This is a genomic window from Arthrobacter sp. JDC6, from assembly GCF_056484025.1.
Map to the genome: position 1 here is coordinate 3,127,785 of NZ_CM151278.1, position 16,095 is coordinate 3,143,879.

The 16,095-nt window shown below is 67.4% G+C and carries 13 protein-coding genes; 7 read left to right on the plus strand and 6 right to left on the minus strand.

The genetic code is table 11. The features are described from left to right. Genes ACV095_RS14465 through ACV095_RS14475 form a run of 3 tightly spaced genes read right to left on the minus strand, consistent with a single transcriptional unit; the run spans position 1 to position 5,649 of the window. On the minus strand, positions 1–1,725 hold the full coding sequence (locus ACV095_RS14465; protein ID WP_478222137.1) for a DUF5719 family protein: 1,725 nt from the start codon (positions 1,723–1,725) through the stop codon (positions 1–3). After that, the gene (locus ACV095_RS14470) at positions 1,718–5,086 is read right to left on the minus strand and encodes a glycosyltransferase family 2 protein (RefSeq protein WP_478222138.1); all 3,369 of its coding nucleotides are present in this window, start codon (positions 5,084–5,086) and stop codon (positions 1,718–1,720) included. Before ACV095_RS14470 ends, ACV095_RS14465 begins: the two co-directional genes overlap by 8 nt. A gap of 29 nt (positions 5,087–5,115) precedes the next feature. Then, positions 5,116–5,649, minus strand: a complete 534-nt coding sequence (locus tag ACV095_RS14475) for a WhiB family transcriptional regulator (RefSeq protein ID WP_018770156.1) — start codon at positions 5,647–5,649, stop codon at positions 5,116–5,118. A gap of 391 nt (positions 5,650–6,040) precedes the next feature. On the opposite strand from ACV095_RS14475, the gene ACV095_RS14480 reads away from it, so the two are divergent. After that, a complete protein-coding gene (locus ACV095_RS14480; RefSeq protein WP_268002811.1) occupies positions 6,041–6,742 on the plus strand; it encodes a TIGR03089 family protein in 702 nt (233 codons plus the stop codon). A gap of 14 nt (positions 6,743–6,756) precedes the next feature. Here the strand turns inward: ACV095_RS14480 and ACV095_RS14485 are convergent, their stop codons facing one another. Then, positions 6,757–7,317, minus strand: a complete 561-nt coding sequence (locus tag ACV095_RS14485; protein ID WP_134164543.1) for a GtrA family protein — start codon at positions 7,315–7,317, stop codon at positions 6,757–6,759. Between the two features lie 222 nt (positions 7,318–7,539). Here ACV095_RS14485 and ACV095_RS14490 point away from each other — a divergent pair, with 222 nt between their 5' ends. The 4 genes from ACV095_RS14490 to manA all read left to right on the plus strand — a co-directional run bounded on the left by ACV095_RS14490 (position 7,540) and on the right by manA (position 12,255). Further along, on the plus strand, positions 7,540–8,688 hold the full coding sequence (locus ACV095_RS14490; RefSeq protein ID WP_478223459.1) for a 5-(carboxyamino)imidazole ribonucleotide synthase: 1,149 nt from the start codon (positions 7,540–7,542) through the stop codon (positions 8,686–8,688). Continuing rightward, positions 8,685–9,269 (plus strand): 5-(carboxyamino)imidazole ribonucleotide mutase, encoded by a 585-nt coding sequence (gene purE, locus ACV095_RS14495; RefSeq protein ID WP_018770160.1) that lies wholly within the window; start codon positions 8,685–8,687, stop codon positions 9,267–9,269. Before ACV095_RS14490 ends, purE begins: the two co-directional genes overlap by 4 nt. A 10-nt stretch (positions 9,270–9,279) precedes the next feature. Beyond that, entirely contained in the window at positions 9,280–10,929 is a 1,650-nt protein-coding gene (locus ACV095_RS14500; RefSeq protein WP_478222139.1) for an LCP family protein, read from the plus strand. An 81-nt stretch (positions 10,930–11,010) separates the two neighbouring features. Then, positions 11,011–12,255, plus strand: coding sequence for a mannose-6-phosphate isomerase, class I (gene manA, locus ACV095_RS14505; RefSeq protein WP_268002810.1), 1,245 nt, complete (start codon positions 11,011–11,013; stop codon positions 12,253–12,255). A gap of 77 nt (positions 12,256–12,332) precedes the next feature. On the opposite strand, the gene ACV095_RS14510 is transcribed toward manA, so the two are convergent. Together ACV095_RS14510 and glpX are read right to left on the minus strand one after the other, a co-directional pair. After that, on the minus strand, positions 12,333–13,388 hold the full coding sequence (locus ACV095_RS14510) for a lipid II:glycine glycyltransferase FemX (RefSeq protein ID WP_018770163.1): 1,056 nt from the start codon (positions 13,386–13,388) through the stop codon (positions 12,333–12,335). 88 nt (positions 13,389–13,476) lie between these two features. After that, positions 13,477–14,499 carry a class II fructose-bisphosphatase gene (gene glpX / locus ACV095_RS14515; RefSeq protein WP_018770164.1) on the minus strand — a complete coding sequence of 341 codons (1,023 nt, stop codon included), beginning with the start codon at positions 14,497–14,499 and terminating at the stop codon, positions 13,477–13,479. A gap of 197 nt (positions 14,500–14,696) precedes the next feature. On the opposite strand from glpX, the gene ACV095_RS14520 reads away from it, so the two are divergent. Beyond that, positions 14,697–15,404, plus strand: coding sequence for a DUF4245 domain-containing protein (locus ACV095_RS14520; RefSeq protein WP_043425094.1), 708 nt, complete (start codon positions 14,697–14,699; stop codon positions 15,402–15,404). A gap of 9 nt (positions 15,405–15,413) precedes the next feature. Beyond that, the gene (locus ACV095_RS14525; RefSeq protein ID WP_018770166.1) at positions 15,414–16,028 is read left to right on the plus strand and encodes a carbonic anhydrase; all 615 of its coding nucleotides are present in this window, start codon (positions 15,414–15,416) and stop codon (positions 16,026–16,028) included. Positions 16,029–16,095: the final 67 nt, after the last annotated feature.

Below are 16,095 nucleotides of genomic sequence, written 5' to 3' on the forward strand. Positions count from 1 at the left end.
TTAGTAGCCCAGCGTGACCGGGACTGTTTCCCGCCCGGCCGCAGCAGCCAGGAAAGCCAGGGAGGAAACATCGTTCCGGCCGTCCTGTCCCACGAGCACCGCTCCATAGGCTGCGCCGCCTGACGCGGACACGACATAGCCCACGACGTCGGCCCCGTCGGCCTGTGCCGGAATGCTGATGGAGGCGGTTGTCCCCCCGGCAATGTCCGCCGTGGCCGCCGGCCGCACCTTTCCATCAGCCGTGATGGGTGCGTAAGTGATGGTGGCCCGGGCGTCCAGGGCGCCGAAAACCAGCTGGCGAAGTCCTCCCTTGGGAACGGGAACCACGTGCTGGCTGCCGAGCCGCACGGCGGACGCCGCCCATGCCACGTCCAGGGGCTGCCCCGCCTGGAGGCCGCGGCCCATGCGTGCTGCCGCAACGAAGGACACGTCGGATGAGGCCGCGACGGTGTACTGGCCGGCAGGAACCCCGGCCAGGGATACTTCCGTGGTTGACCCGGCTTTCGCGGTGATAACACCGCCGGAGGGAAGCGCATGTTGGCCGTCCCGACCGTACAGCTTGATCTCCACCACGGCGTCGGAAGCGCCGGGAACGGTCAGCTCCAGGGCGGGGCCCGCGTCCCGGTACCCCGGCTGCCCGGTCAGTGCAGCGACACCGGCCGGATCCTGGATGTCCACCCCCGTCATTACCTGGCGGACTGCGGGCGCAGCCCCCGGGCTAATGAAATCCACGCCGCCCGGGGTAAGGCCGCGCAGGACACTTTGCTGGATTGACGCGGCAACCGGGCCACCGGCGCTGCGGACATGCACGCTGAGCTGGGACTCGTTGGGCGCCAGCCCTGCGAGGACTACGCTGCGCGTGGTGCCGGGGGCAACCAGCAGTCCGCGGCTGCCCGGAGCCTGGATCTGACCGCCCGCCCCGAACAGCTCCAGGCTCACAGTGGCAGGAGTGCTGGAGGCGTTGGTCAGCGCCAGCACGGAGGTGCGGCCAAGCGTGGTGGCGGCACCTGCAAGCCACTGGTCGTTGGAGGGTTGCGCGCACGTCGCCGCGGCACTGCCCTGGAGGTCGCCGTCGCTGGCGGTGTACTTCATGGCACCCGCAGCCGATGCGTTCTGGTTTGCCAGGGCGTTGGCACTGAGGACATTGACCTGGTCCACCGCGTGGTCGGCAACTACTCCGGCAAGGAGCTCCTGGGGGGTGCCGGCAGTGGGTGCCGCGCCGGGGTCCTTGGCGATTTCGACGGCGGCCGTTCCGTCCAGTCCTGACAGCCGGCTCCCCGGCAGCACGCCGCCCGTGCCAAGCACAGCGGCGCTGACCCTGGTTGCGGCCGTGGCTGACTCGGGCCGGAACTGGGCGTCAGTGCCCGCGTCGGTGCCTTCCAGCAGCCGCGCAGGCCCGGGGCAGACTCCGACGCTGGCTCCTGCGGGAACAGCGGCTTCCGCGGCCGGCACAGTCCGGCTGGTTTCCGGATGCGGCGTCAATGACCCCGCGGCCACCACGGCACCGGTGCCGGCAAGGATGAGGACGCCTGCCGCCACTCCGGCCGCGGATGCTGCGCGGCCCTTGGCGCCGGGTAGCCGGGTAGCGCCGCGGCCGGATGCCTTCCTGCCTGTCCCGGTCCCGGTCCGTTCCGGGGCCGGCTTTTCGCCTGCGGCCGGCTGCTTGGTTGCGGGCTGCGTTCCGGCATCGGACTGCGCCGTGGCCGGTGGGGTGTGGTCATGCATGTTGGTGTTCCTTACGCAAGGAGCCCTCGTCACGGGAGAGGCCGGTCCGCGGCCGTCGGGCCGGCATGGGGATGGCAAGGATGACTGTCAGTCCGATCACCGTGATCTGGGCGGCGGCAGTCCAGAAGGACCACGGGTTTTCGTACCGGACGGTAAGCCGGCCTCCCGATGCCGGAAGGGTAAACGCCTGGGACCAGCCTGAGGTGGTGGAGGTCAGCTTCCGCCCATCGAGCCAGGCAGTCCACCCGGGATCAGCGCGTTCGGCAAGCACCACCAAACGGCCTTCGGCACCTGCCGGGACTGCAGCGTCGACCTCATCAGTTCCGGATGCCACCAGCGCCGTGGCCGCGCCGCGGGGATCAACAATGCGGACACGGTGGGCAACATCGGCGGCCTGGATGACCGGCTGGTTCAGCGGGCTGATGCGCCACAGCCAGCCAACGTCGGTCTGTCCCACGGCCACGAGGCCGGGAACTGCATCCATCCGGCTGGCGGTCAGCTGGGCTGCGGTGTCCGCGGAGCGGAGCACCACGAATCCGACACCGAGTTGTTCCAGGTCCGTCCGCGGGTCCACGCCCTGCCCGGCAACCAGGGTGGCTGCAACGCGTCGAAGCGCAGCGGTGACGTCGTCGTCGCCACGTACCTCTTCCGCGCCGGGAGCGCCAACAATGTTCCGTGCTGAGGCGATGGCAGACAAGCTGTCCAGGGTGGTGCCGCTCCCGCGCATCAGGGATGCATTGAAGGTACCGTCGTCGCCGGTACGGAGCAGGAGGGTTCGTGTCTGCTCGGGTCCGATCCCCCTGTCAATGGCGGTGGCGGGAAGGGACCGTCCGGCAGTGGCTTCCACCAGCCGCGGCGCGCCCAGGGCTCCCCCGGCCCCGGAAGGGGCTGGGCTGGTGGCATCTCCCAGCGTGGCCACTGAAGGCGCGGCCGTTGCTCCGGCCGGGCGCAGCAGGTTTTGCGCGGACCAGGCGGCCATTCCGGCCAGCGGTCCTGCCAGCAGTACCACCAGGCCCAGCGCCAGGCCGGCGCGTGCCGCAGTCCGGGTCTTGGCCCCGGTACCGGAAGCCCGTGCCGCAGCGGACAGCAACTGCTCGGCTCCGAGGAGGGCTGCCGCGAGGAGGGCAAAGGACGCGGCAGACACTGCCGGCCCGGTGAAGGGCGTTACTAGGACGTCCTCGTTCAGGCCCGTGGCAACGTGGCTGGCCAGCCATCCACCGGCAAGGAAGATCACCGCGGCAACCCAGAACCATCTGGCAGTGCCGGCACGCCCCCACGGGCCCAGGAGACCCACCATGGCAAGGACCAGCACGGGCACGGCGACCAGCAGTGCCAGCAGCAGGGCCCACGGCATCGGTCCGCCCGTGAAGGCCGCCAGCCCCTGTATGCCGCCAGCAGGGTCGAATGACAGGGGCTGGCCCAGGATCTGCTGCCAGAGTGGGGCGGCGTCGAATCCCAGCGGGAGTCCGGGGTCGGCCAGGAGTGCCCTCGGCCGGTCAAGCGTCGACAACGCGAAGGGGACAAACAAGGCCGCACTGGGCAACAGCGCCCACCACACTGTCCGCCCGCGCCTTCCCAACAGGACCCCGCAGAGCACGATGACCGCGGCCGCAGGGACAAGCAAAGAGGGCGCCGACGCCGTTGTGACCGCCAGCGCAAGGCCGGCAGCTGCGGCTGCCGTCCATGATGGCACCCCGTTGATGCCCGCCTTGGCCGGCGGCAGTTCGGCCGGCCGGTCGTCAAGGGCTGACGCGGGGTTGAAACGGCCGTGGCCTACCGCCGAGCCCGTAGCGCGCAGCAGGCCCAGGACCACCAGCGGCAGCATGATGTGCGCGATCAACGCACCGGCGCGGCCCTGGTTCAGTGCCACCTGGAGTGCTGGAGCAGCAGCCCAAAAAATCGCCGCCACGAACCTGAGCCGGCGGCGCACTGTGACCCCGCCCGCGGCGAACCACGCGGTGAGTCCGGACAGCGGGGCCCCGAGCAGGAGCAGCCACGCCATGGCGGGGTTGGCGTCACCTCCGCCGAGGACGCCGATGATCCAGAGCACGTAGTCAAAGGGATCGCCGTGCCCCGGGAGTCCCGCCCCCAGGCTGATCCACCAGCTCGAGGCATGGTGCCAGATATCGCCCAATTGGGCGGAGACAGGAATCAGGGCGCCCCCGGTTACGGCCCCAGCGCGGAACAGCCCCGCCAGGGCCAGGAGCGAGGCGACCGCCGCAATAATGACGGCAGCCAGGGCGCCGTTACCCACCCATCCGCGTTTGCTGGTGGCCAGGGCGGCGAAATCGTCCGCGGCATCGCCGGTGGGCTGGTGCGCGAGCGGATCCTGCACGAGGTGGTCTGCGCCAGACCCGTCGGATCCCAGGGCCTCCATCAACGACCTGCGGTGGCTCCAGACCTCGCGTCGGGGCGTTTGGAGCTTGCGGATCACGGACCGGCGGATGCGCCGGGTGCGTTTGGCTGTCCGCCGGGCCCTCGCCACGGCCCCGGGCCGGCCAAGGGCAGCGCAAGTGGCAAGGAGTTGGGAAATGCCGTGGCCGGGATCCTTGACCACAACGCTCAGGACAAGTTTGAAGAGGCTGCCCAGCAGTGCACCGATGCCGTGGAGGGGCACCATCCAGAGCGGGCTGTGCTTCAGGCGCAGGTGGACCTGCGCTTTCCGGGCTGCGGACGGGTTTCCAAGGGCGTGCGGGCGGTGCGCCACATGGAACATACGGGCTGCGGGGACCACCACGACGCGGTGGCCTGCCAGCCGGTTACGCCAGCAGAAGTCGACGTCATCGCCGCTGCCGGGCAGGGCGGGGTCGAAACCGCCCAGGTGTTCCCAGATGTCCCGCCGGACAAGCATGCCTGCGGAGTTGACGGCGAAGGTATCAGTGCGGCCGTCGTACTGGCCCTGGTCCATTTCGTCAGCGTCGATCAGGGTAAGCCGCTCCGCCCACCGGCTGGTGGACAAACCCACATCCATCAACTTCCGCGGCGAATGCCAGTCCAGCTGTTTGCAGCCGGCAACAGTCACTGAAGGCGCACGCTCCACGGCGCCCAGGAGTTCAGCCAAGGCCTCAGGGGCGGGCGCGGCGTCGTCGTGCAACAGCCAGACCCACTCCGTACCCGGACCGTCGACAGTTGCCTCGAAGGGCGCCAGCGCGCCAAGCGCGGCGGAGACGGCGGCGCCCATACCGCCCTTGCCCCGGGGGTGGCTGACAGTGGCGGCCTCCCCCAAGGCTTCCTGAAGGAGGCTGTGCGAGTCGTCGCGGGATCCGGTGTCCACGCCAATGGCGCGGTCCACGGGCCTGGTTTGGGCCGCCAGGGCCGAAAGGGTTCTGGGCAGATAGGCACTGCCGTTGTGGGCGACCACAACGGCAGTGACATGGACATCCTGAAGAATTAGATTGCTCGCTTCCTTAGCCGCCGGCGCTCACGCTCGGAAAGGCCTCCCCAGATGCCGAACCGTTCGTCATTGGCCAGCGCATACTCCAGGCACTGGGACCTGACGTTGCAGGCACCACAGACCTTCTTGGCATCGCGGGTGGAGCCGCCCTTTTCCGGGAAGAACGCTTCCGGATCCGTCTGCGCGCACAATGCGTCCGTCTGCCAGCCAAGTTCGCCCTCGTCGTCGAAGTCCTGCTGGAGCGGAAGTCCAATCCATACCGGCTGGGCGGTACCGGGCGCTGCCAGCTCCATGGGCGGATCCAGGTCGTCTTCCGGCTCGGCGCCGCCGTCAAGGAGGGCCTCGTGTGCCGCAAGGAACGCGGTGGCCTGGTCCTCGAGGATGCTGCCGGAATTCCTGTTGTACCGCTCTGCGGCATCAGGATCGGCGGGGTCAACATACCAATCACTCGGCACCCCCCGCGCACGGTATTTTGCCGTTGCCTGACCGGCCACGACGGCATCTTCCTGGATACGCTCTGCTTGCCCCACGGCGACCCTCCTGATGTTTCAGCCACTGCCTGGATACGTGGACACTCGGTTGTGTGCCGGTATTTACGCAATTGCTTTAGTTACCTAATTACACGTGTGTAACTAGGGCGAGTCAAGCCGTTGCCGGGATAATAGACAGTCCAACCTGGGAAGTTTGCGCACGCCACGCCCGGGATTTTCATTCACCCGGGCGTGGCGGATGCCGCGGGGTACCGGTAAAGGCCAAACAGACCGCAAATTCTCCGGATCCGCGGGGAAATACCCGGTCCCCGCCGAAATAGCAAGCACGCTTAGCAGTGTGTGTGATTATTATCACCCTGGGAGCCGGCGGGAAACTGCCGCCAGGAAATGGGCACCGCCGGGAGACCCGGGAAGGTGGCAGGATGAAGCCATGACGACAATCCCCGCCATAGACCTGATGGGTACCCTTCGCTCCGGAAATTCCACGGCACCCCGCCTGACCTGGTACGGGCCCGACTCGGAACGGGTGGAACTGTCGGGACGGGTCCTGGATAACTGGGTGGCCAAGACCAGCAACCTGTTGCAGGACGAGCTGGATGCGGAGCCGGGCATGCGCCTGCGGCTCGCGCTGCCGGCCCATTGGAAGGCTTTGGTCTGGGCCCTGGCCGGGTGGCAGCTTGGACTGGAAACCGTGCTCGACGGCGGCCCGGCAGATTTCCTGGCCACGGACGATCCCGCCGGCGCCGGGGAACAGGACGACGCCGTTATTGCAGTTGCGCTGCCCGCCCTGGCCATGCGCTGGACCGGTGAGCTTCCCGCCGGCTGCCTTGACTACGCCGCGGAGGTGCGGTCCCACGGGGATGTGTTCATGCCGCACGCCGACCCGGATCCCTCAGCCTGCGCGCTGCGGACGCACGATGGGCGCACCATCCTGCACAGCGAACTGACCAGCAGTTTCGCCCTGCCGCACTCGGAAGGAGCCAGGGTGCATGTTGCTGCAGACCAGGGACTGGAATCCGCGTTGGCCAACGCGCTGGGGGCCTGGCAGCAGGGCGGCTCCGTGGTGCTGACCCATCCTGACGTGGCGCTTACCGACAAACTGCTCGCTGACGAACGGATCCACGGCAGTTAATCAGGTTGCACAGCCTAGGCCTGCGGACCGCCGTCGGCCGGGGTGGGAGCCGGGCGTTCAGCGGCATGTGCGTGCTCCCTGTGCGGGTGGGCTTCGATGATCTCGTGGTCGTGGGAGAACTCCGGCTCCTGGTCCAGTTCCTCGTTGAACACCAGGAAGCGGTACGCGAAGAAGCGGACCACCGTGGCGACCAGGATGCCGGCCACACCCGCCAGGAACAGCAGGTTCTTGTCGTCGATGCCCATCCAGTATTTGGCCAGTGCCGTGAATCCGGTGGAGATACCGATGCCAATGCCATTGATGATGGCGAACATGACAAATTCGCGGAGGATGTTGGCCTGGCGGCGGTGACGGAACGTCCAGAAACGGTTCGCCACCCATGAGAAGACGGTAGCGACAGTGGCACCCACAAAGCGGGCCTTCGCCTCGCTGTCCGACATGGGACCGTGCATCAGGTAATACGTCAGTCCGTTGTCGATGACGAACGCCACACCGCCCACCGCACCAAATTTGGCCACCTCGCGCCAGAAGAGTGAGGCGAGTCCCCGGATACGATCTGAAAGTGCGCTAAACATGACCCTCCATGGCCGTCCGAACTGTGGGCCACACGGCCAAATGCCCATTTTAGCCCCCAAAGCCTTGAGCATGTGTTGCCGGCCAGCAGACCGGGTAGCCCAGCGGCGTAAAATCTGCGTCCCCCGCCGGGCGGGAAAAGCGGGATCGGGCCCCTCTTCGGTAGGCTGGCAGATGTGACTTTCCCAGTGATAGGCGTGGTTGGCGGCGGCCAGCTCGCGCGAATGATGGCCCCTGCCGCTACCGCACTCGGCTTTGAACTCCGCGTCCTGGCCGAGGGCGACGACGTTTCCGCAGTGTCGGCCGTACCGGCCACGCCGGTGGGCGATTACAAGGACCTGCAGACGCTCCTGGAATTTTCCAAGGGCCTGGACGTGATGACGTTCGACCACGAGCACGTGCCGACGGACCACCTTCGAGCCCTCCTGGAGGCCGGAGTCAACGTCCAGCCCGGACCGGACGCCCTGGTCCATGCCCAGGACAAACTGGTCATGCGTGCCGCCATCGACCGGCTGGAACTGCCTAACCCGGCTTGGGCGTCGGTCGCGGACGTGGACGCGCTGGTCCGCTTCGGCGACCAAACCGGTTGGCCTGTCGTGTTGAAGACCCCACGGGGCGGCTACGACGGCAAGGGGGTCCGGATCGTGGGCTCAGCAGACGAGGCCGCTGAAGCCGCGGACTGGTTTGCCGCCATGAGTCCCCTGCTGGCAGAGGCGAAAGTCGAGTTCACCCGCGAGCTCTCCGCCCTCGTGGCACGCACGCCCGACGGCGAGGCACGGGCCTGGCCGGTGGTCCACACCATCCAGGTGGACGGTGTCTGCGACGAGGTGATTGCTCCCGCGCTGGACATTCCGCTGGAGGTTGCTGCCGCCGCGGAGGACGCCGCCCTGCGCATCGCCGCCGAGTTGGATGTGACCGGCGTCCTTGCCGTGGAACTCTTCGAAACACCGGGCAGCGGCGCCGGATTCCTTATCAACGAGCTGGCCATGCGTCCGCACAACACCGGCCACTGGACCCAGGACGGTTCAATTACCAGCCAGTTCGAACAACATCTTCGCGCCGTCCTGAACCTGCCCCTGGGCGCCACCGATGCGCTGGCGCCCATCGCGGTCATGAAGAACTTCCTGGGCGGGGACAACCAGGACCTGTACTCCGCCTACCCCATGGCTCTTGCCGCCGAGCCGGCCGCCAAAATCCACTGCTACGGCAAATCAGTGCGGCCCGGACGTAAGATCGGCCACGTCAACCTGCTGGGATCGTCAACCGCGGAAGTCGACGCGGTGCGCCGGCGGGCCACGGCCGTGGCAGGCATCATCCGTGATGGACGGGTTGGCACCGAAGAACCTTCCGCAATATTCGAGGAGAATGCATGAGCGCCGAAGCAACCACAGCCGCCGGTTCCGGCGCTGGTCCCCTGGTGGGGCTGGTCATGGGCTCCGACTCGGACTGGCCCGTCATGGAGGCTGCGGCCGACGCCCTGGCCGAGTTCGGCATCCCCTTTGAAGCGGACGTCGTATCGGCCCACCGGATGCCCACCGAGATGATCCGGTACGGCCAGACCGCCCACGAACGCGGCCTGCGGGTCATCATTGCCGGCGCAGGCGGCGCCGCCCACCTGCCGGGCATGCTCGCCAGCGTCACGCCGCTGCCCGTGATCGGCGTTCCCGTTCCCCTGAAGACCCTTGACGGAATGGACTCCCTGCTGTCCATCGTCCAGATGCCGGCCGGCGTGCCGGTTGCCACGGTATCCATCGCAGGGGCGCGGAACGCCGGGCTCCTGGCCGTACGGATGCTGGCCTCCGGCACAGATGAGCTTGCCTCTTCATTGCGGGCGGACCTCCTGGATTTCGCCGCCGACCTCAACGCCGTCGCCTCCCGCAAGGGGGCCAGCCTGCGGCAAAAAGTCAGCGAAGTCTTCCCCGGCGGCTCAAGCGCTCTCCGGGGCAGCCGTTAGGGCGGCGGGCATGGCCAGCAGCAGCAGCGTGCTCCACACCGGCTCCGGCGCCTCCATGACGGACCCGGTACGCTATCCGGTCAGTGCTTCCCCCGCGGTCCGTACCAAGCGTGCGTTCGTGCTGGTCCTGTTGACGCTCCTGGTACCGGGCAGCGCGCAACTCGTCGCCGGGGACCGGAAGCTGGGGCGGACTGCCCTGCGCGTAACGCTCTGCGTGTGGGCGCTCCTGGTACTGACAGTGGCCATGCTGCTGCTCAACCGGAGCCTGGTCATCAATATCCTCACCAACCCGATCACGTCGATGGCGCTGGTGGTCCTGCTGGCGGCGCTGGCGCTCGGCTGGGCCTTCCTCTTCCTGAACACCCTCCGGCTCATCCGGCCTGTCCTGCTGGCTCCGCGGGCGCGTCCCGCCGTCGGCATCGCCCTGGTGCTCGCGCTGGTGATGGGAAGCGGCTCTCTGGGCTACGCCGCCTACCTGCTGAACGTGGGCCGCAACGCCATCGGCAACATCTTTTCCTCCGGCCCGGCCATGGAGCCCGTGGACGGACGCTACAACTTCCTCATGATGGGCGGCGACGCCGGCGACGACCGCACCGGACGCCGGCCGGACAGCCTCTCCATCCTGAGCGTGGACGCCCAGACGGGGCAGACCGCCATCATTTCGGTCCCCCGGAATTTCCAGAATGCACAGTTCAGCGCCGGCTCCCCCATGCGCGCCCTCTACCCTGACGGGTACAACTGCGGCGACGAATGCCTGATCAACGCCATCAATACCGAGGTCACCAACGAACACGCCGACCTCTACCCCGGCGTGGCAGACCCCGGCGCCCAGGCCACCATGGAGGCCGTTTCCGGCACCCTGGGCATGCAGATCCAGGCCTACGTCTTGGTTGACATGGAGGGCTTCTCGACGCTCATCGACGCCATGGGGGGTATCCGGATCAAAGCCGGGGGCTGGGTTCCCATGAGCGGCTATTTCGACGAGGCCACCAAGACCCACGGCATGCCGCTGGGATGGATCCCCGCCGGAGACCAGACGCTCAACGGCGCCCAGGCACTCTGGTACGGGCGCTCCCGCGAGTACGTGGACGACTATTCCCGCATCCAGCGCCAGCAGTGCGTACAGCAGGCCATGTTGAAGCAGCTGGATCCGGCCACCCTGCTGTCCAAGTTCGAGGACATCGCCCGGGCCGGAACAAAGGTGGTGGAGTCCAACATCTCCTCCGCCCAGCTGGGCAGTTTCCTGGACCTCGCCATCAAGGCGAAGGGCAAGGACGTCAAGCGGCTCACCATCGGACCGCCCGACTTCGACCCCTCGTTCTCCACCAACCCTGACTTCGACCAGATCCATGAGCGCGTGGACCAGCTGCTGGCATCAGCATCCGCCAAGGGTGCCCAGTCGGCCGGAATTCCCGACGACGGGATCACGGTTCCCCAGGCCGGCGCCGGCCACGTCCAGGCGGGCGGGGCCGTCCCCGCCAGTCTGCCCGCCGCGGGCAATGCCGCCCAGCAGCCCTCGCCGTCGGACTTCACCCCCGTGACCACGACGCCCGACGGGGAGCCGATCACCGAGGAGATGCTGACCCAGCTCAAGCTCGCGGGCGACGAAGAGGCCATCCGCCAACTCGTGGCGACCAACGGACAGTGCGCCCCGCTGTAACCTTCAGCCCCATCGGGTCAAACACCCAGTGCCCAGCCATCAGGGCCACACATCTGCCCACCCATAAGGAACGGAACGGTTTTGTACGAGATTGAGAACGTCCTCCGGGACTACGCCTGGGGTTCGACGACGGCCATCGCCTCGCTGCTGGGCCGTCCCGAGTCAGGGCGCCCGGAGGCCGAGCTGTGGATCGGGGCACACCCTGACTCTCCCTCGGTGGCCCACCTGCCCGAGGACGGGTCCCGGAGCCCGCTCGATGCCCTCATCTCCTCTGACCCGGAGCATTTCCTGGGCGCGGAATCCGTCTCCGCGTTCGGCCCCCGGCTGCCGTTCCTGGCCAAGATCCTGGCGGCAGCCCAGCCGCTCTCGCTCCAGGTCCACCCGAGCCTGGAACAGGCGCGGGAGGGGTTTGCGCGCGAAAATGAGGCCGGGATCGATCCCCATGCCGCCCACCGGAACTACAGGGATGACAACCACAAGCCGGAGATGATCCTGGCACTCACGCCTTTCGAGGCGCTGTGCGGGTTCCGGCCGGCTGCGGAGACCCGGAAGATTTTGCAGCACGTTGCGGCTGCCTTCCATGGCGGCGGACAGGCGCCGGAGCTGCTCCGGGCCCTTCTTGACGACCTTGATGGTCCGGATGAGGGTGCGGCGCTCCGCCGGGCCTTCGAACGGCTGATCACGGGCGGCACGGACGTGGCAGAGGAAACGGCCCTGGTGGTGGCAGCCCTGGTGTCCGGGGCTCCGCTTGAGCCATACCAGGCAGAGCTGGGTACCGCCATCAGCCTCAACGAAAAGTACCCCGGCGATCCCGGCGTCCTGATTTCGCTGCTGCTGAACAGGATCTCACTGAAGCCGGGCCAGGCGGTCTACCTTCCTGCCGGGAACGTGCACGCGTACCTGCACGGGCTGGGCGTGGAGGTCATGGCTTCCTCGGACAACGTCCTGCGCGGCGGCCTGACGCCCAAGCACGTGGATGTGCCCGAACTCCTGCGCACCATCGACTTCCATCCCGTGGCCGTGCCGATGCTGGGCGCCGAAAAGACGGTGCTGGACCAGGACATCTTCCGCCCGCCGTTCCGGGAATTCCAGCTGCAGCGCATCGAACTGGGCCCTGACGCCGGTCCCGTTCCACTGGCCCAGGCCGGACCGGCCGTGATCATCGTGGTGGCAGGTGACGTGTACCTCGACTCCCCCAAGGGGGACCTGCAGCTGTCGCGCGGCGGCAGCGCATTCATCGCCGCTGCGGAAGCTCCGGTCAACGTCCACCGGGCGGCAGGCAGCGACGGCACGGCGCTGGCATTCGCGGTGACCACCGGTCTTTAGCAGGGCCGCGCCGGCAACAACAAAGGGCGACGGCGGCACCCACCCGGGTGCCGCCGTCGCCCTTTGTCATAGTGCGGTCAGCTGGCCGGCCGCAGCTTCCGGACCAGGGGCACGACGCGGCCTGCTGCGGTCTTCACCAGCCGGCGCCCCTGCTGGAGGCCCTTGCGGGCCAGCGGCATGGCTGTGGCGTATGCGGGGTAGAACGGCGACAGCGGCCTGTCCCAGGTGCCCAGCAGCATGTTTTCGTGTTTGGCGAACTGCTTCTTGAAGTCGGAAATGCCGTCGTTGAGCAGGCCGTTGAAGTCGTACCGGCTGCAGCCGTCCTCGCGCATGGACTGCAGGGCCGCCCACTTCACGCCGTAGTTCACGCGCTGCTTCTGCCCCTCGGCAGAGACCCCGCCGTAGAGCTCGAACGCGGTGGCACCGCTGCGGGACAACCACGTGAAGGCAAGCATCTGCTCGCCGTCGAACGCGGCGATGATCGGTGAGGCGTCGCCGAGGTTGCGGAAGATGTCGCGGTAGTACTGGTCTTCGTGGATCCCGAAGCCCGCCCGTGCCGCAGTGTCGTGGTAAATGGCCAGCACCTGTTCCAGCTCGGAGTCGTTCTTGACCTTGCGGAATTCCACGTCGCTTCGCATGGCCTTGCGGATGTTCGCCCGTGTGGACTTGGACATCTCCGCCATCAGTTCGTCGTCGGAACGGGTGAGGTCCAGGATGAGCGTGCGCGGGATGAGCACGGTGTTGGCGGACTCGCGGAAGCCGGCAGCCGCGACGGCGCCGGCAAAACCTGAGTCGCGGTCCCAGTCGGGTTCGATGCTGAGGGCCACGCCGCGGTGGCGGAGGGCAGCGTGCTCGGCCAGCCGGTTCAGGACCACCTGGGCGTTCTCCACGGAGCACATGGGGCCGCGCGGAATGTAGACCAGCGCCCGGAAGGGGACGGGAAGCCTGCGGACCAGCAACTGGGCGCAGCCAATGATTTCCTCGCCGGCCTTGACCAGGACCCTGTCCACGGACCAGCCGTGCGTTGCCTTGGTCTCGCCCCAGCCCCACAGCTGTTGCGGATGCCCCTGGAACCGGTCGACGTATTCGTCCCAAAGGGCGCGGTCAGTACAGGGCACAACAGCAGGAATCATGGCTTAAACCCTATACCAAGGCATTAACGGCAAAGCCCCGGTGCGCACGCGGCGCCCCGGGGCCCTGACATCCTGCAGTGGCTGCGGATCAGCTCTTGCGGGCGTAGCCTTCCCACTTGTCGGCGCGGTGCTCGCCATCGACGAAACGGATGGTGCCGGACTTGGACCGCATGACGATGGACTGGGTGAGGACCTTGTCCTTGGAGTAGCGGACGCCCTTCAGAAGGTCACCGTCGGTAATGCCGGTGGCGGCGAAGTAGCAGTTGTCGCTGGAGACCAGGTCGTTGGTGGAAAGCACGCGGTCGAGGTCGTGGCCGGCGTCGATTGCCTTCTGCTTTTCCTCGTCGCTGGTGGGCCACAGCCGGCCCTGGATGACGCCGCCCAGGGACTTGATGGCGCAGGCGGCCACGATGCCTTCCGGGGTGCCGCCGATGCCCATCAGCGCATCCACGCCGGTGCCGGAGCGGGCCGCGGCAATGGCGCCGGCGACGTCGCCGTCCATGATGAACTTGGTGCGTGCACCGGCCTCGCGGATTTCCTCCACCAACGGCTTGTGGCGGTCGCGGTCAAGGATCATCACGTTGAGCTGGTTAACCTTCACGCCCTTGGCCTTGGCGATCAGGTGCAGGTTCTGCTTGACCGGCAGGCGCAGGTCCACCATGTCCGCGGCCTCGGGACCGGTGACGAGCTTTTCCATGTAGAACACGGCAGAGGGATCGAACATGGAGCCACGCTCGGCAACGGCAAGGACGGCCAGGGCGTTGTTGATGCCCAGTGCAGTCAGCCGCGTTCCGTCGATGGGATCAACGGCCACGTCGCATTCGGGGCCGGTGCCGTCGCCGACGCGTTCACCGTTGAACAGCATGGGGGCTTCGTCTTTTTCGCCCTCGCCGATCACCACAACACCGTTGAAGTGGACGGTCTGCAGGAAGGAACGCATGGCGTCGACAGCTGCGCCGTCGGCGGTGTTCTTGTCGCCGAAACCCACCCAGTGGCCGCCGGCAATGGCCGCGGCCTCGGTGACGCGGACAAGCTCAAGGGCGAGGTTGCGGTCCGGCTCGTCGTGGCCCACCGCAAGGGACGATGAAATCGTGGAGTACTTCTGGGTCATGGACGCTGGTGACACGTGAACCTCTTCTTCGAGTGGCGATCATTGAACCCGCCCGCCGGTGCAGCAGGACGGTGATTCCTCTGCTATCGATCATAGTCGCGGCACCGCGCCGAGGGCGGCCCATGACGCAACCGCGCAATGTGCACCGCAGCCCCCCTCGCGCCCGGGGCATGGCCGAATGGAAGTCCGGCTCCGGGATGGGCGACTATAGAGGGGTGAATGACATGCAGGAAGCCACCAGTCCCAGCTCCGGCCAGGCACAGCCCGAGGGCCGTTCCGGCCCCGCCGGCAGCAGTGCGGACACCCCGGTCAAGCCCGTCATTCCGGCGGCGGCCGCCAAGCGCGCCAACGCCTCCGTGATCGGCATGATCATTGCCCTGGTGCTCAGCATCGCGGCGTTCCTGCCCGTTGTCCTCATGAATCCCCAGCCCAAGGGCGATGGCTACCGGCCGGACATCGATGTTGCCTCGGTGGCACGCAACGCGGCGGATGTGGCGGGATTCACACCCATTGCCCCTGATACCGGCAATGCCTTCCGCCCCAACTACGCCCGGTGGGAAGCCGGCACGGGCAGCGGCGTGCCCACCTGGGAGGTTGGCTATGTGACCCCCAAGACGTCCTTCATCAGTTTGGTGCAGACCAGGAGCGCCAACCCCACCTGGCTCCTCCAGCAGACCAAAAACGCCCCCGTCACCGGCTCACGGAACGCCGGCGGCAAGGAGTGGGAACTGCGCGACACCGGCAAGGGTGAAAAGTCGATGGTGCTCAACTACAGGGGCAGTACCATCGTCCTCTCCGGCGCCGCGCAACTGGACGAATTCGCAACGCTCGCCGCCGCCGTCGTCAACTCCCTTGAAGGCAGCCCCGCCGTCACAGTTTCACCGTCGGGTGCGCCTACGCCGTAAGGTGGGGCCGTGACGACTAACCTGACTCCTGCACTGGCCTGGCGCCGCCTGCGCGAAGGCAACGAACGTTTCGTACAAGGCCAGTCCTCCCATCCGAACCAGAATGCCTCCCACCGCTCATCGTTGGTGGAGACACAGAACCCCTTCGCGGTGATCTTCGGCTGCTCCGATTCACGGCTCGCCGCAGAGATCATTTTCGACGTCGGCCTCGGCGACGTTTTCGTGGTCCGCACCGCCGGCCAGGTGATCGACGACGCCGTCCTGGGCTCCCTGGAGTACAGCGTCGGCGTGCTGGGTGTACCGCTGATCGTGGTGCTTGGGCACGACAGCTGCGGTGCCGTGACGGCCACCAAGGATGCCGTTGAGACCGGCGACATGCCTGCGGGGTTCATCCGCGACCTCGTGGAGCGCATCACACCCTCGGTCCTGACGTCCCTGCGGAATGACCAGCCTGAGGTCAACGACATGGTGGTGGAGCACGTCAAGCAGACATCGCAGCGGCTGGCGGACAGCTCGCGTGTGATTTCCGACGCAATCGAGGGCGGCCGCACCGCGGTCATCGGGCTCTCCTACCGGTTGGCAGAGGGCCGCGCCGACCTTGTTTCCGGAATCGGCGAGCTCTAGGACCCACGTGCCGGCGGTCCACTGGACCGCCGGCAAAGCTCCCTTAACGGTTTTCGATGGGGCGCCG

Bases quoted from the DNA above. Each gene is read 5' to 3' on its own strand.
- ACV095_RS14520 (WP_043425094.1), top strand. From the start codon at position 14,697: ATGGGCGACTATAGAGGGGTGAATGACATGCAGGAAGCCACCAGTCCC.
- purE (WP_018770160.1), top strand. From the start codon at position 8,685: ATGAGCGCCGAAGCAACCACAGCCGCCGGTTCCGGCGCTGGTCCCCTG.
- ACV095_RS14500 (WP_478222139.1), top strand. From the start codon at position 9,280: ATGGCCAGCAGCAGCAGCGTGCTCCACACCGGCTCCGGCGCCTCCATG.
- ACV095_RS14465 (WP_478222137.1), bottom strand. From the start codon at position 1,725: ATGCATGACCACACCCCACCGGCCACGGCGCAGTCCGATGCCGGAACG.
- ACV095_RS14485 (WP_134164543.1), bottom strand. From the start codon at position 7,317: ATGTTTAGCGCACTTTCAGATCGTATCCGGGGACTCGCCTCACTCTTC.
- glpX (WP_018770164.1), bottom strand. From the start codon at position 14,499: ATGACCCAGAAGTACTCCACGATTTCATCGTCCCTTGCGGTGGGCCAC.
- ACV095_RS14480 (WP_268002811.1), top strand. From the start codon at position 6,041: ATGACGACAATCCCCGCCATAGACCTGATGGGTACCCTTCGCTCCGGA.
- ACV095_RS14490 (WP_478223459.1), top strand. From the start codon at position 7,540: ATGATGGCCCCTGCCGCTACCGCACTCGGCTTTGAACTCCGCGTCCTG.
- ACV095_RS14510 (WP_018770163.1), bottom strand. From the start codon at position 13,388: ATGATTCCTGCTGTTGTGCCCTGTACTGACCGCGCCCTTTGGGACGAA.